This window comes from Pseudomonas sp. Pseu.R1, from assembly GCF_045764065.1.
Classification (GTDB): Bacteria; Pseudomonadota; Gammaproteobacteria; order Pseudomonadales; family Pseudomonadaceae; genus Aquipseudomonas.
The window spans coordinates 2,658,291-2,672,201 of sequence record NZ_JBJGEE020000001.1; the positions used below are offsets into that span (position 1 = coordinate 2,658,291).

Below are 13,911 nucleotides of genomic sequence, written 5' to 3' on the forward strand. Positions count from 1 at the left end.
TTATTTTTATGGCAGTGGGTGCTTCCAGAAACGACTCAGGTGGACTGATCCGCAGTGCCTGGGTGTCAACGCGTATCGGGCAGCCCATGTGAAGCTGCGAAGCGATGGGGCGTTTTTCTCCGGTACCAACCTACTGCCGACTATAGCCAGCAGGTGCTACTGCTTGATCCCTCTAAAGTGTGATTTACAGCGTCAACGCCTCTAATCCGCCGATTTCGACGGACCGACTGCGCGGCACAGGGAGGATGGCTGAATTTCAAAATTTGGCAAGGCAGACGCAAGCCAGACACCTTCACGACACATTGTCCCGGTCGAAACCGTGACAATGTGCGCGAAAAAGAGAGGGTCAGAGGGTGGAGAGGAACGCGCTGTTAGTGCTCTGCCATTCGACGATGTCCAGGCGGATGCGCTTCTTGTCGAGCTTGCCGACACTGGTCTTGGGAATTTCGGTAACAAGGGCGATCTGACTCGGAATCGCCCACTTGTTGATGTGCCCCTGCTCCACGAACGGCTTGAGGTGTTCCTTCAAGGCTTTGGCGTCGATGACGTGGCCCTCATGGGCAACCAGCAACGCGAACGGCCGCTCGCCCCACTGCGGATCGGCGACCCCGACCACTGCCACTTCGCGCACACCCGGATGGCGGCTGCACAGGTCTTCCAACTCCAGGGACGACACCCACTCGCCGCCGGTCTTGATCACGTCCTTGATCCGGTCACGAATATCAATGCCGCCCATGCTGTCCAGCGTCGCGACATCGCCGGTGTGCAGCCAGCCGCCCGCCCAGAGCTCGGCGCCTTTTTGCGGCTCGCGGTAGTAGCCCTCGGTCAGCCACGGCGCGCGTAACACCAATTCGCCTTGGGTTTCGCCGTCAGAAGGGAGGAAATTGCCATCGCTGTCGACGATGGCCGCCTCTACCAACACGCCCGGCGCACCGGCCTTTATCCGGTAGGTGATGCGCTCGTCTTCGCTGCCCGCCATCAACTCGTCGTTCAAATGCGCCACCGACACCAACGGCCCGGTCTCGGACATGCCGTAGGCTGCCGTCAGTTGAATGCCCTTGGCCTTGGCCGCTTCGTAGAGCGAACGGTTGAGCGAACTGCCACCGATGATGATGTTCCAGCCGGTGAAGTCAGCATCTTTGGCGGCCTTGGCGTTGAGCACCATTTGCATGATGGTCGGCACGCAGTGGGAGAACGTGACTTGCTCCTCACGCCACAGCCTGACCAGTAATTCCGGGTCGTAACGCCCAGGATAGACCTGTTTCACACCGAGCATCGTCGCCGCATACGGCACGCCCCACGCATGGACGTGGAACATCGGCGTGATCGGCATATACACCTTGTCGGTGCCCAACAGCCCTTCGACGCTGCCCATGATCGTGGCCACAGCCAGCGTGTGCAGCACCAGTTGCCGATGGGTGAAGTACACGCCTTTGGGGTTACCCGTGGTGCCGGTGGTGTAGAAGGTGGTGGCGACCGAGTTCTCGTCGAAATCCTCGAAGTGATACGTCGGGCTGGCAGCGGCCAGAAGGGTTTCGTACTCGCCAATCAGGTTTGGCAAATCAGCGGTCTTGTCCGGTGCGTCGGTGAGCAGTAGGGTTTTTTCCACCGTGGTGAGTTTGCTGGCGAAGCATTTGTAGAGCGGCACGAACTCGCTGTTGACCAGGACGAATTTGTCTTCGGCGTGGTTCATGGTGAACAGAATCTGATCGGGTGACAGGCGTACGTTAATCGTGTGAATCACCGCGCCGATCATGGGAATGGCAAACATGCATTCCAGATACCGATGGCTGTCCCAATCCATGACGGCCACGGTATCGCCCGCTTTCACCCCCGCCTCGGTCAACACATTGGCCAGACGGCAAATGCGTTCATTGAGGGTCAGATAGGAGTAGCGTGATTGGTCCCGGTAGACGATTTCCCGCGTTTTTTCATAGCGACTGCCCGACATCAGCAAGCGTTTGATCAACAGAGGGTACTGGTACGCGCCATCAGCTGGCGGAATCACGCGTGTCTGCAGCATAGGAATCCCTTTTCAAGATGCATTGGCGGTGCCGAAAATATGCACTCTAGAGCCTTCACTCGCCAGTCAAATCAGCCAAAGGGATGATTCGAATGACGAGTGACCGTGCAGGCATTGCGCCATTTGAAAGGGCAAAGCCGCCTCAAGCGAGCTGCGCAGAGGGGTTGTCCGCCGGCGTGCGAGGGAAAACCAGTGCCGCCAGAAAGGTCAGTGCCGCAAAGGCCGCGAGGATCACGTACAGCCCCACCAGGCCCTGACGCGGCTCGACGAAGGCAATCAGCGGAATGGCCGTGGCGCTGGCACCGAACGAAAGGAAGTAACGCAGTGCAAACACCCGAGACTGCCACTGCGGGGCGACGAAATTGGCGACCATCGCGTCGTTGACCGTCACCTGACCGAACACCACGAACATGAACCCTGCACCCAGCAACATCACCGGCCAGCTATCCACATAAGCCAGCGCAAACAGAAAAGGCGCCTGGCACACGGTGAGAATCACGAACGGCCATTTCAGGCTGAAGCGGTCGAGAAAGCGGCCAATGGTCAACTGCGCGATGGCACCGAAGGCATAGGCCAGGCTGACGATCAGCCCAAGGGTTTGCGGCGAGGCGAACAGGTCATGCAGGCGATCCTGAAACAGTTTCGGGTAGGTCATGGTGGTGGCGTTGAACACCACGCCCCCGGTAGCCGTGGCGATGGCCAGCACGCTGAAGACCATGGTCATGGAAATGCGCTGACCGGCTTTGCCTTTCGGTGCCGTGTGGGGACGTACAGGAATCGGCTCGTCCTTGATCTGCCAGGCGAACACCAGCCCGATCACCATCGACACGCAGCCCGGCAGAATGAACGCCGAACGCCAACCAAACTGCGCCACCAGAAACCCGGTCAACAGCGCAGAAAATGCCACACCGAGGTTGCCCCACATGCCGTTGACACCGATTTCGCGACCGCGATTCTGCGCATACCCCACCAGCATCGCGGTGCCCACCGGGTGGTAGATCGCCGCGAACACACCCATCAACGTCATGCCCACCGCCAGCATCGTGGTACTGGTGCTCAGCCCGGTAAAGATCGACGCCGCGCCGATGCCGAGGAAAAACAGCACCATCATGTGCCGCCGACTCCAGCGATCCCCCAGCCAGCCGGCCGGTAGCGAACACGCGCCAAAGGTGATGAAACCGCCCAGCGACAGGCCGATCAGTTGCGCGTAATCCAGACCGAACGCGCCCGACATGCCCAGCACGGCGGCGGGGAAAATCAGCATGAACATGTGGTCAATGACGTGAGCGGCGTTGATGAAGTGGATCACCCGTTTGGGTGAATTCTGTCGTTCGGGTTTATTCATAGCGATGCATCCTGAACTTGCAGTGGGTAGGGATGCTCATGCTAAGTTGGCGACTATTCGCAGTTGAGACAACTAAGTCATCGAATCCGCCATGTTGATCAACCTGTTCAGTCACAGCCCGGTCACTGCCCACCCTGCGGACTACCCCGACGGTGGCCATCACCCGAGGCACATCCACGCTCAAGCGCAGCTGTTGTATGCCGTCAGTGGCATGATGCGGCTGGTGACCCAGAGCGGGGCCTGGGTGATCCCGCCGACCCGCGCGGTGTGGATACCGCCGATGGTGGAACACGAGACATTCATGGCGGGCGAGGTGTTGATGCGCTCACTGTTCATCGCGCCTGAACGCTGCCCCTCGGGCTTGAATCAATGCTGCGTGCTGGCCGTCACGCCCCTGCTCCGCGAACTGATCGTGCGGGCGACCCAAAGCGATGCCCACGCGGCCAATCCGTTGATTCAGCAATTGATGCTGGAAGAAGTCGCCAGTCTTGAGAACCTGCCGCTGCACATCCCCATGCCCCGCGACCGGCGCCTGCACAGCATCTGCATGGCCCTGCTCAGAGCGCCGGATCACGGCAACACGCTGGAAGACTGGGCGCAGGAGGTGGGCGCCAGCTCGCGCACGTTGACGCGGCTGTTCACGCAGGAACTAGGGATGAGTTTCAACGCATGGCGTCAGCAGGTGCGTTTGATGGAAGCGCTGCCCAAGTTACTGGAGGGCGAGAGCGTGCAGCGGGTGGCGAACGACCTGGGTTACGGCAGCGCGCGAGCGTTCAGCGCGATGTTCAGCCGATTGCTGGGGGAAAGCCCGAGGGAATATCTGGGGGCGTTGAAACAGTTGAGTGAGCTGAAACGGTAAACCGTACCTTGTAGGAGTGAGCTTGCTCGCAATGGCGCCAGTCCACCTCGGCGCCGCGCAATCACGCAGCAAACACGAATCCTGTGGGAGCCGGCTTGCTGGCGAATGCGGCACATCAGCCAACTCATTCGTCACAGATCCATCGCATTCGCCAGCAAGCCGACTCCCACGGGATTTAGCCGTGTCAATAAAATTAGCGCGAATCAATGCACCTCAGTCAGCGCCAGCTTCAAGCCCAGCGCCACCAACACTCCACCCATGGCGCGGTCGAACCAATGCCCCATCCGCGCAAAACCTGCACGCACCCGCTCTTGACTGAACAAACGCGCCACCAGGCAAAACCAGATGCCAGTCGCTACCGCCAGATAAACGCCGTAACCCGCCTGCACCAGCAGCGGCGTGTGCGGGTTGATGACGACAGTGAACAGCGAGAGGAAAAACAACGTCGCTTTCGGGTTCAGGCCGTTGGTCACGAAACCGGCGGTAAACGCACCGCGTGCCGTGCGCTCGCCTTTGGCGAGATCAACCGGGGCGTCCGACGCCGCCGCTGGCTTGGCACGCAAGGCCTTGAAACCGATGTACAGCAGGTACGCCGCAGCCGCCCACTTCAACGCGTTGAACAGCACGATGGACTGGGAAACGATCAGGCCGATACCCAGCAGTGAGTAGCCAACGTGCAAGAAAATCGCGGTTCCCACCCCCATCGCGGTGTAAGTGCCCGCTTTGCGGCCGTGGGTGACGCTCTCACGTACGACCACGGCAAAATCAGGGCCGGGACTGGCAACGGCAAGCAGATGAATCAGGGCAACGGTAAAAAATTCCGTCCAGTACATTGTGAGGGCTCCGGCAGGCTCTGGTAGGCTCGCTACCTTACCCCTCCCACCCCACAGAACAAAAGGTACAGCTGATGTCGAGTCAAAGCAGAGCAGTTTTTCTGGACCACACCTCTTTGGATCTCGGCGATCTGGATCTCACTCCATGGCGCGAAACCTTCGGTGAACTGGTGCTGCACGCCAGCACTTCAGCCGATCAGGTGATCGAGCGACTGCAAGGCGCTCAGGTGGCCATTTCCAATAAGATCATGATTGATGCCGCCACGTTCGCGGCGTGTCCGGATCTCAAACTGGTGCTCGTGACGGCAACGGGCGTCAACAACGTCGACCTGGATGCAGCACGTAAACACGGCGTCGTGGTAAGCAACTGCCAGGGCTACGGCACCCCTTCCGTCGCGCAGCACACGCTGATGTTGCTGCTGGCACTGGCGACTCGCCTGCCGGATTACCAACAGGCGATCCATCAGGGCCAGTGGCAGAAATCCAAGCAGTTTTGCCTATTGGATTTCCCGATCGTGGAACTGGAAGGCAAGACCCTGGGCCTGCTGGGCCATGGCGAGCTGGGTGGGGCAGTGGCGAAACTGGCCGAAGCGTTCGGCATGCACGTGCTGCTGGGGCAGATCCCGGGGCGTCCTGCCCGCGCAGATCGCGTGCCGCTGCACGAGTTGCTGCCGCAGGTCGATGCGCTAACCCTGCACTGCCCACTCAACGAACACACCCGCGACATGCTCGGCGCGCATGAATTGAGCCTGATGAAACCCAAAGCCTTCATCGTCAACACGGCTCGCGGCGGGCTGATTAATGAGCAAGCCTTGGCCGATGCGCTCCGCAACGGTCATCTGGCGGGCGCGGCGACCGACGTGCTGACCGTAGAACCTCCTGTGAACGGCAACCCGCTGCTGTCCGGCGACATCCCGCGCCTGATCATCACCCCGCACAGCGCGTGGGGCAGCCAGGAAGCGCGCCAGCGCATCATTGGCCAGGTCAACGAAAACGCCCGTGGGTTTTACGCGGGCCAACCTATTCGCGTGGTCAGTTGAAACATCACGCTCCCACATAAATACGCGCCTGGCGCTGATATTCCCCTGTTAAACTCCGCCCTTTTTTCAGGAGCCGACGATGGACCCGCGCAGTGAAGTGTTACTCCGTCAGGCCGAGTTGTTTCAGGGTGAATTGCTGCTGGCGGGCCTGCCTGCCGACGACCTTCTGAGCCGACTGCCCAACGCGCAGGGCTGGAGCTGGCACGCTGGGGACTTCGCCGCGCTGGACGCCCGTTTCAATGGCAGAAACCACTTCGGCACCGAAGCGCCGACCCAGCCTTTCGAGGCCGCCGTACTGTTTCTGCCTAAAGCCAAAGACCTCACCGACTATCTGCTCAATGCGCTGGCCTCCCGTCTGACCGGTCGCGAACTGTTTCTGGTGGGTGAGAAGCGCGGCGGCATCGAAGCCGCCGCACGCCAACTGAGCCCATTCGGTCGCGCCCGCAAACTTGACAGCGCCCGCCATTGCCAGCTCTGGCAAGTCACTGTGGAGAACGCACCGCACGCCGTCGAGTTGAACAGCCTCGCCAAAGCCTTTGAGATCGAGATGGACGGCGGCCCGTTGAAAGTGATCAGCCTGCCGGGCGTCTTCAGCCATGGGCGCCTGGACCGGGGCACGGCCCTGTTGCTGGAGCACATCGACAAGCTCCCTGTCGGGCGTTTGCTCGACTTCGGTTGCGGCGCGGGCGTACTCGGTGCTGCGGTCAAACGTCGCAGTCCGGACATGCAAGTGACGATGCTCGACGTCGACGCCTTCGCCACCGCCAGCAGCCGCCTGACGCTGGCTGCCAATGGTCTGGAAGGCGAGGTAGTGACCGGCGACGGGATCGATGCAGCGCCTGAACACCTGGACGTGATTTTGACCAATCCGCCCTTTCATACCGGCGTTCACACCGATTACGCCGCGACAGAAAACCTGCTGCGAAAAGCGCGAGAACATCTGAAAAAAGGTGGCGAACTGCGCCTTGTTGCCAACAGCTTCCTGCGCTACCAGCCGATCATCGAGCAGCACCTTGGCGTATGTGCCATCTTGGCCGAAGGGAATGGATTCCGGATTTACCGCGCGAAACGTGGGTGAAAATTAACGCTTGCCGAACCGGATTCCCGTAGGCAGAATCCGCTCCGTCCTAGGGGAGTAGTCTCCCACGAGCCTCACGCTCGTCCGGCGCGCATCAACATACTTGGTCCTCAGACCATGGTGCGCGCGACCCCAGATCCGCATCAGACGGATCGGCGGTTTGACAAGACCTATGACACGCACATCCTGACCCGGGGCGGGGAGGCTGTACGTGTCATAGCCGTGTTGACCCGCCCCTTAGGAAACCCCTGATGCTGGAATCCCTGTTGGTCCCTACCGCGGTCGTCGCACTGGCCGAAATCGGTGACAAGACCCAACTGCTCGCGCTTATCCTCGCTGCTCGCTTTCGCAAGCCCTGGCCGATCATCGCCGGTATCGTCGCAGCCACGCTGGCCAACCACGCCGCAGCCGGTGCCGTGGGCGCCTGGTTCAGCAGTTTCTTCTCCGATGCCATGTTGCACTGGATCCTCGCCGCGAGCTTCACCGCTACTGCGCTGTGGACCCTGGTGCCGGACAAGATGGACGACGACGAAGCCAATACCGCTCGCAAATTCGGCCCATTCATGACCACGCTGATCGCGTTCTTCCTTGCTGAAATCGGCGACAAGACGCAGATCGCGACCGTCATGCTGGCGGCGCAGTATTCCTACCTGTGGCTGGTGATTCTGGGCACGACATTAGGCATGTTGCTGGCTAACGTGCCGGTGGTACTGGCGGGTAACTTCGCCGCTGAGAAACTGCCGTTGACGCTGATTCGCCGTTTGGCGGCCGGTGCGTTCTTCATCCTGGCCATCGTGGCGGTGTACAAGGCGATGCAGGTGAGCGGCTGGGTTTAACCCCATTCGCCCTTCGATGATCGTTCCCACGCCGGAGCGTGGGAACGATCAAGGTTATTACCTATCCTCAGGATTTCGGTGCTTGCTCATACAGCGGCATGACCTTCGGAATCGCTGCCTGCAACGACGCAATCCGGTTTTCCGACGCCGGGTGAGTGCTCATGAACTCAGGCTGCGATGCTCCCGCCTGAGCCTGCATTTTCTGCCACAACGTAATGGCCGCATTGGGGTTGTAACCGGCACGGGCCGACAGCTCCAGACCGATCAAATCCGCCTCGTTTTCATTCGCCCGGCTGTTGGGCAATGTCAGGCTGTAATTGACCACGGTATCGGCCAGGGCCAGGCTGTCCTGTCCCAGCCCCAACAATGAGCCCGCGCCCTGCTTGGCCATTTGCACGCCATACGCCTTGGACATCGCCTCACGACCGTGCTCGCGCAGGGCATGGGCAATTTCGTGGCCCATGACCGCTGCCAGCTCGTCATCGCTGAGCTTGAGTGTATCGATCAGCCCGCTGTAGACGATGATCTTGCCACCCGGCCCACAGTTGGCGTTCAACTCGTCACTCTTGATCAGGTTCACTTCCCACTGCCATTGGGCAGCATCGGCACGTAGCTTCGGCGCCTGAGCGATCAAACGCTTAGCGACCGCCTGCACACGGGCGGCTTCGGCGCTGCTGTTATCCAGCACGCCTTTGGTTGTGGCCTCGCTGACCGTCTCTTTATAGGACTGGGCATACATCTGATTGACCTGATCGGTCGACAGCATGCTGAACATGTACTGCTTGCGCTCGACGCCTACCGAATCGCCGCTGGTGGTATTGACGGCCTGACATCCTGCAACCAGCAACGCTGCGCTCAAGGCACACAGAACAAAGGTCTGACGCATTTTGTATCTCCATCGAAACAATCGCGCCCATCCTAGGCGGTACGCCCGATGAGCACCAGATAGCAGCCGATTGCCATATGAAAGCCTGCCAAAAAAATCGCACATTCGTAACAGCGCTGAAACACACTTCATCTCCCTTTCGGGATGACATGCTCTCTTTTGAATCAGACCAATCAGGCAGCATGTCAAAAAACGACAAAACGCCTTCAAAAGCGGCCACTTCGTCGGTTTCACCTAATAAAACAGGGGACCGAGGCGATATCTCCTTCAGACGTTCTTCCGCGTCCGGAGCCCCTATGAAGTTCAAATCGATCCAGTTTTCAGTCGCCGCACTGGCGGGCGCCATCGTGCTCAGCGTTGTGGCCGCCCTCGTTCTTTACGCGCTGTTTTCCGGCGCACGCACTCAGGATTTGGTGGAAAAGCGGACAACCGCCCAATTCGAGCAGGCCATCCAGGAACGCCTGACCGCAATCGCCCGAACGCAGGCCAGTGAAATCCAGCGGGAACTGGAAGCACCGCTGCAAACGGCAGCGGGTCTGGCGACGTTGAACGCCACCTTGGGCATGAAGGACGCCAAAGGCGAAGTACTGGTAAAAATGAGCCGTGAACAACTGCTCAACGTGCTGCACGAGACCGTCGTACGTAACCCGAAAATTCTGGGTTCCTACATTGGCTGGGAACACAACGCACTGGATCACAATGACGCCGCCTACGTCGAAACGCCGATCACAGGTGTCGACCCCAAAGACGGCCGTTTCATGGCCTGGTGGTACCGCAAGCCGGACGGCACCTTCAATCTGGAAAAGCTGGCCAGCCTGGAAGACACCAAAATCCTCTCCACCGGCATCCGCTCCAGCGAGTATTACCTGTGCTCCCGCGAGACCCGCAAAGCCTGCGTGATCGACCCGGCGCCTTATAAAGTCGGCGACAAAATGGTCATGCTGTCTTCGTTCATCGAACCCATCATGCTCGACGGTCAATTCCAGGGCATCGTCGGTGCAGACCTGTCGGTGAACTTCATTCAGGACATGCTCGAAGGCGCGGATAAAAAGCTGTATGACGGCGCGGGCGATCTGGCCCTGATCGCCACCAACGGGCGGCTGGTTGCCTACACCAAGGACACCAGCAAACTCGGCGAGAAAGCCAGCGACATCCTCGACGCCAACGAAGTCGCCAACCTGAACAACATCGTCAAAGGCGAAGTGCGTTACGACATCGATAAAGAGCACGGCCACATCGAGTTGTACCTGCCGTTTGGTATCGGCAACACCGACGCACGCTGGACGCTGATGATCCGCATGCCGGTCAGCGCGGTCATGGCCGACCTGCAAAAATTGCAGAGCGACCTGGCCCATCAACGCGACACCGATATTTTCGGCATGACCGTCGTCGGCCTGCTGATTGCGGCGCTGGGCTTGCTGATCGTCTGGTTCGTGGGACGTGGCATCGCGCGTCCGCTGAAACAAATGGTCGCCATGCTTGACGACATTGCCAAGGGCGAAGGCGACCTCACTCGTCGCCTGACCAGCGACCGTGCCGACGAACTGGGCTCCATTGCGTCGGGCTTCAACACCTTCCTCGGCAAATTGCAGGCGATGATCAGCCAGGTGGTGACATCGGTGCAGAAGGTGAGCGATTCGTCCGAGCACACTGCCGATATTGCCATCCGCACCAACAAAGGCGTTCACAAACAGATGGCCGAGATCGATCTGGTTGCCACTGCCGTACATGAAATGACCGCTACTGCCCAAGACGTGGCGCGCAACGCCACCCAGGCCGCACAAGCCGCGAATCATGCGGACGACGCCGCTAATCAGGGCATGCGCATCGTGCACAACACCTCGAACTCCATCAGCGAACTGGCGGTGGAAATCGGCCGGGCTGTGGAAGTGGTTCAGACATTGGCCAAGGATAGCGAGAACATCAACGCGATTCTGACCGCCATTCGCGGAATTGCCGAGCAGACCAACCTGCTGGCCCTCAACGCAGCGATCGAGGCAGCGCGCGCGGGCGAACAGGGTCGGGGCTTTGCGGTGGTCGCTGATGAAGTGCGCAATCTGGCGCAAAAGACCCAGCAGGCCACCGAAGAAATCCAGACCATGATCCAGGCCTTGCAAACCGGCACGCGGCAAGTGGTGAAGGTCATGGAAGACAGCCAGAACAAGACCGATGAAAGTGTGGGCCATGCCGCCGAAGCGGCGCAGGCACTGGAGAGCATCACCCAGGCCGTGTCGGTGATCAACGACATGAACACCCAGATCGCCAGCGCCGCCGAGGAACAAAGCGCCGTGGCGGACGACATCAACCGCAACGTGATCAACATCGGTCAAGTGGCCAACGAAGTGGCGGGTGGGGCGGATGAGTCGAGTCAAGCGAGCGCCGAGCTGACCAAACTGGCAGAACAGCAGCGCCGGTTGATTAATCAGTTCAGGGTCTAAAAGCCACATCCCCCGTTGATCGTGCCCACGCTCTGCGTGGGCATGCATCCCATGACGCTCCGCGTCACACCAGCAACGGACGCAGAGCGTCCTGGGCGGCGTTACCACGCGGAGCGTGGGAACGATCAATCGCGCCCCCCAGGGGATCTTCGAAATGTTTAAAGCGGCGTCAGACACTCCGGCGCATTAAGCTTCGGATCATTCACCATGTTCGCCAACGGCCGCTCACGCAGTTGCATCTGCGGCGCAGCGAGCAGGGATTGCAGGGTCGCCAGCGAACTCTCCGGATCAAGCCAGGCAGCCTGCCCTTCTGCGTCGAGAATCAACGGCCTGCGCTGGTTCATCGCCGATTGTGTCACCACCGCCACGCTCAACCAGTCGTGGCCATCCACCGGATACGCTTCCCAGATCGCCGCAAAGAACAGCGCCGAGCCCTCCCCCGGCGTCAACCAAAATGGCCGTTTGCGCACCGTGCCACGCCATTCGTAAAAGCCGTTGGCCGGTAACAAACAGCGACGCTCGCGAAACGCCTGACGAAACATCGGCTGCTCAGCCAAAGTTTCCGCCCGCGCATGGGCCGGGGTGCGGGACATGTCGGTGAGCCACGGCGGAGTCAGCCCCCACCGAGCGCGCGCCAGCGTTCGTCCGCCTTGCTCGTCTTGCGCGGCACGCAGGATCAACACCGTGTCATTGGGGGAGATGTTCCACTGCGCCTGCTGGTCTGCCGGAAAGCCCGGCAAGGCCGCGAAAGCAGGCGTCCAGCGAAACAGGGCATAACGTCCACACATGGGTTTTAGGTAACTCTTCTTTAGAAAGTGACGGTGCCGACCTCAGCACAACAACACATCGGGGTAACTGTCAGGTTCTTCGCCAGACAGCGGAAACGCGTCATTGTACTCAGTGATCAAGCGCCGCGCCCGCTCGGCCTGATCATCCTCCACCGCCAGCCCCAACAAGCCGAACACCGGCAACTCGCCAATTCCGCCGAGCAAATGGCGCCCGGTGATGTGCGCCTCGATACCTTCACTGGCGAGCATCGATTGCAGCAGCTCACCTTCCATCATGTTTTCCGGCTCGTAGATTTTGCGCATCATTCGTTCTCGCTACGCACGTCCAGGGTCCAGTCCTCACCATCGGTATGCAGGCTGAAAATGATCGGGCGACAACAGACCGGGCAATCTTCGATGTACGTCTGATCGCCGCCGGACAGGTCCAGCATTGCCTCCACCGGCTCGCCACAATACGGGCAGTCATAATCCTGTATTTCCTGCATCACAGTCTCCGCGCCCAGATTTGCGTATAATCGCCGACTTGTTTGCCGGCCAGGCCTTCCATTTCGTATCTACAAGCCTGGCCAATCCTTATTTACCCTAGCCGTTTCCAACAAGAGAGCATGATGGGCGAATTCGATGCCATCCGACCGTACGACGACACCGAAGTAAAAGCCGTACTCAACCGGCTGCTGGGTGACAAGGCGTTCCTCGCAATCCTCACGCATTTCCGTTTTCCGCGTCTGGCCGGCTCCCTCGGCTGGATCCTGCAACCGGCCATCGCCCGTAAACTGCGTCGCCAGTTTGCCGGTATCGAGTCCGTTGCGGCCCTGCAGGACAAGGTCGAACATTACGTCGACCATACCATCGAGCGCGCCACCGATGGTGTGACCTACACTGGCGTCGAGCAGTTCAAGTCCGGCGTGGCGTACCTGTTTCTCGCCAACCACCGCGACATCGTGATGGACCCGGCGTTCGTGAACTACGCCGTGTACCACGCAGGCCTACCGACGCCGCGCATCGCCATCGGCGACAACCTGCTGCAAAAGCCTTTCGTCAGCGACCTGATGCGTCTGAACAAGAGCTTCATCGTGCACCGTTCCATTACCGGGCGTCGCGAGAAAATGGCGGCGTATCAGTTGCTGTCGGCGTACATCAACCACTCGATCCGCCACGACTGCGCCTCGATCTGGATCGCTCAGGCCGAAGGTCGCGCCAAAGACGGCGACGATCGCACTGAGTCGGCGATCCTCAAAATGTTCCACATGAGCCGCAAGGACGAGCCGTTCGGCGAGGTCATTCAGTCGCTGAACCTGACGCCCGTCTCGATCAGCTATGAATACGACCCCTGCGACCACGCCAAGGCTCGCGAGCTGTACATCCGCGCCACCACCGGCAGCTACACCAAGGCGCCGGGTGAGGACGATGTCAGCATCGCGCTAGGCATCACTGGCTATAAAGGCCGCGTGCACGTCAATTTCGCACCGCCGATCACAGAAGCCTATGAAGACACCAAGCAATTGGCTGCTGAAATGGACAAGCAAATTCTCGGTGGCTACCGCCTGTTCCCGGTGCATTACCTGGCGTACGCGCAGTGGGCCGATGCTGATCCTGGCCTGAACGTACCAAGCGCTGCTGAGGTGTTCCCGGCAGACGAACTGGCGCGGGCGAAGGAAGAGTGGCAACGTCGTCTGGACGGCTGCCCTGAAGAGCACCGGCCTTATCTGGTGTTGCAATACGCGACGCCGGTGCGCAACCAGTACCGGGTCAAGGCAGGGTTGCCGTTGTAAAGACCACATCATG

The 13,911-nt window shown here is 59.9% G+C and carries 13 protein-coding genes, 1 pseudogene and 1 riboswitch; of the genes and pseudogenes, 7 read left to right on the forward strand and 7 right to left on the reverse strand.

Annotation, left to right across the window (positions count from 1 at the left end; translation table 11 throughout):
• Positions 1 to 346: 346 nt before the first annotated feature.
• Both ACI5GA_RS12245 and ACI5GA_RS12250 read right to left on the reverse strand, forming a co-directional pair.
• Positions 347 to 2,023 carry a fatty acid--CoA ligase gene (locus ACI5GA_RS12245; RefSeq protein WP_421422884.1) on the reverse strand — a complete coding sequence of 559 codons (1,677 nt, stop codon included), beginning with the start codon at positions 2,021 to 2,023 and terminating at the stop codon, positions 347 to 349.
• 142 nt (positions 2,024 to 2,165) lie between these two features.
• A complete protein-coding gene (locus ACI5GA_RS12250) occupies positions 2,166 to 3,368 on the reverse strand; it encodes an MFS transporter (protein ID WP_421422885.1) in 1,203 nt (400 codons plus the stop codon).
• Positions 3,369 to 3,459: 91 nt separating this feature from the next.
• Here ACI5GA_RS12250 and ACI5GA_RS12255 point away from each other — a divergent pair, with 91 nt between their 5' ends.
• The gene (locus ACI5GA_RS12255) at positions 3,460 to 4,227 is read left to right on the forward strand and encodes an AraC family transcriptional regulator (RefSeq protein WP_404633897.1); all 768 of its coding nucleotides are present in this window, start codon (positions 3,460 to 3,462) and stop codon (positions 4,225 to 4,227) included.
• Positions 4,228 to 4,430: 203 nt separating this feature from the next.
• Here the strand turns inward: ACI5GA_RS12255 and ACI5GA_RS12260 are convergent, their stop codons facing one another.
• Entirely contained in the window at positions 4,431 to 5,060 is a 630-nt protein-coding gene (locus tag ACI5GA_RS12260; protein WP_421422886.1) for a LysE family transporter, read from the reverse strand.
• A 74-nt stretch (positions 5,061 to 5,134) separates the two neighbouring features.
• On the opposite strand from ACI5GA_RS12260, the gene ACI5GA_RS12265 reads away from it, so the two are divergent.
• From ACI5GA_RS12265 to ACI5GA_RS12275, 3 genes are all read left to right on the forward strand, one after another.
• The gene (locus ACI5GA_RS12265) at positions 5,135 to 6,100 is read left to right on the forward strand and encodes a 2-hydroxyacid dehydrogenase (protein WP_404633901.1); all 966 of its coding nucleotides are present in this window, start codon (positions 5,135 to 5,137) and stop codon (positions 6,098 to 6,100) included.
• Positions 6,101 to 6,179: 79 nt separating this feature from the next.
• Entirely contained in the window at positions 6,180 to 7,178 is a 999-nt protein-coding gene (locus tag ACI5GA_RS12270) for a methyltransferase (protein WP_404633903.1), read from the forward strand.
• A gap of 39 nt (positions 7,179 to 7,217) precedes the next feature.
• A riboswitch (yybP-ykoY riboswitch) is annotated at positions 7,218 to 7,340 on the forward strand.
• Positions 7,341 to 7,429: 89 nt separating this feature from the next.
• Entirely contained in the window at positions 7,430 to 8,014 is a 585-nt protein-coding gene (locus ACI5GA_RS12275) for a TMEM165/GDT1 family protein (protein WP_404633905.1), read from the forward strand.
• A gap of 67 nt (positions 8,015 to 8,081) precedes the next feature.
• Here ACI5GA_RS12275 and ACI5GA_RS12280 read toward each other — a convergent pair whose 3' ends face one another.
• A complete protein-coding gene (locus tag ACI5GA_RS12280) occupies positions 8,082 to 8,900 on the reverse strand; it encodes a M48 family metallopeptidase (protein WP_404633907.1) in 819 nt (272 codons plus the stop codon).
• Between the two features lie 1,379 nt (positions 8,901 to 10,279).
• On the opposite strand from ACI5GA_RS12280, the pseudogene ACI5GA_RS12285 reads away from it, so the two are divergent.
• Positions 10,280 to 10,483, forward strand: a pseudogene (locus ACI5GA_RS12285) (HAMP domain-containing protein); the annotation flags it as partial.
• A 111-nt stretch (positions 10,484 to 10,594) separates the two neighbouring features.
• The gene (locus ACI5GA_RS12290; RefSeq protein WP_404634359.1) at positions 10,595 to 11,338 is read left to right on the forward strand and encodes a methyl-accepting chemotaxis protein; all 744 of its coding nucleotides are present in this window, start codon (positions 10,595 to 10,597) and stop codon (positions 11,336 to 11,338) included.
• A gap of 158 nt (positions 11,339 to 11,496) precedes the next feature.
• Here ACI5GA_RS12290 and ACI5GA_RS12295 read toward each other — a convergent pair whose 3' ends face one another.
• Genes ACI5GA_RS12295 through ACI5GA_RS12305 form a run of 3 tightly spaced genes read right to left on the reverse strand, consistent with a single transcriptional unit; the run spans position 11,497 to position 12,611 of the window.
• The gene (locus ACI5GA_RS12295; protein ID WP_404633909.1) at positions 11,497 to 12,126 is read right to left on the reverse strand and encodes an SOS response-associated peptidase; all 630 of its coding nucleotides are present in this window, start codon (positions 12,124 to 12,126) and stop codon (positions 11,497 to 11,499) included.
• 42 nt (positions 12,127 to 12,168) lie between these two features.
• On the reverse strand, positions 12,169 to 12,429 hold the full coding sequence (locus tag ACI5GA_RS12300) for a DUF2007 domain-containing protein (protein WP_404634361.1): 261 nt from the start codon (positions 12,427 to 12,429) through the stop codon (positions 12,169 to 12,171).
• Complete coding sequence (locus tag ACI5GA_RS12305; RefSeq protein WP_421422887.1) at positions 12,429 to 12,611, reverse strand: CPXCG motif-containing cysteine-rich protein; 183 nt, start codon at positions 12,609 to 12,611, stop codon at positions 12,429 to 12,431. Before ACI5GA_RS12305 ends, ACI5GA_RS12300 begins: the two co-directional genes overlap by 1 nt.
• A 123-nt stretch (positions 12,612 to 12,734) precedes the next feature.
• On the opposite strand from ACI5GA_RS12305, the gene ACI5GA_RS12310 reads away from it, so the two are divergent.
• Positions 12,735 to 13,898, forward strand: coding sequence for a 1-acyl-sn-glycerol-3-phosphate acyltransferase (locus ACI5GA_RS12310; protein WP_404633911.1), 1,164 nt, complete (start codon positions 12,735 to 12,737; stop codon positions 13,896 to 13,898).
• Positions 13,899 to 13,911 lie beyond the last annotated feature (13 nt).

Bases quoted from the DNA above. Each gene is read 5' to 3' on its own strand.
- ACI5GA_RS12245 (WP_421422884.1), bottom strand. From the start codon at position 2,023: ATGCTGCAGACACGCGTGATTCCGCCAGCTGATGGCGCGTACCAGTAC.
- ACI5GA_RS12250 (WP_421422885.1), bottom strand. From the start codon at position 3,368: ATGAATAAACCCGAACGACAGAATTCACCCAAACGGGTGATCCACTTC.
- ACI5GA_RS12255 (WP_404633897.1), top strand. From the start codon at position 3,460: ATGTTGATCAACCTGTTCAGTCACAGCCCGGTCACTGCCCACCCTGCG.
- ACI5GA_RS12260 (WP_421422886.1), bottom strand. From the start codon at position 5,060: ATGTACTGGACGGAATTTTTTACCGTTGCCCTGATTCATCTGCTTGCC.
- ACI5GA_RS12265 (WP_404633901.1), top strand. From the start codon at position 5,135: ATGTCGAGTCAAAGCAGAGCAGTTTTTCTGGACCACACCTCTTTGGAT.
- ACI5GA_RS12270 (WP_404633903.1), top strand. From the start codon at position 6,180: ATGGACCCGCGCAGTGAAGTGTTACTCCGTCAGGCCGAGTTGTTTCAG.
- ACI5GA_RS12275 (WP_404633905.1), top strand. From the start codon at position 7,430: ATGCTGGAATCCCTGTTGGTCCCTACCGCGGTCGTCGCACTGGCCGAA.
- ACI5GA_RS12280 (WP_404633907.1), bottom strand. From the start codon at position 8,900: ATGCGTCAGACCTTTGTTCTGTGTGCCTTGAGCGCAGCGTTGCTGGTT.
- ACI5GA_RS12290 (WP_404634359.1), top strand. From the start codon at position 10,595: ATGGCCGAGATCGATCTGGTTGCCACTGCCGTACATGAAATGACCGCT.
- ACI5GA_RS12295 (WP_404633909.1), bottom strand. From the start codon at position 12,126: ATGTGTGGACGTTATGCCCTGTTTCGCTGGACGCCTGCTTTCGCGGCC.
- ACI5GA_RS12300 (WP_404634361.1), bottom strand. From the start codon at position 12,429: ATGCGCAAAATCTACGAGCCGGAAAACATGATGGAAGGTGAGCTGCTG.
- ACI5GA_RS12305 (WP_421422887.1), bottom strand. From the start codon at position 12,611: ATGCAGGAAATACAGGATTATGACTGCCCGTATTGTGGCGAGCCGGTG.
- ACI5GA_RS12310 (WP_404633911.1), top strand. From the start codon at position 12,735: ATGGGCGAATTCGATGCCATCCGACCGTACGACGACACCGAAGTAAAA.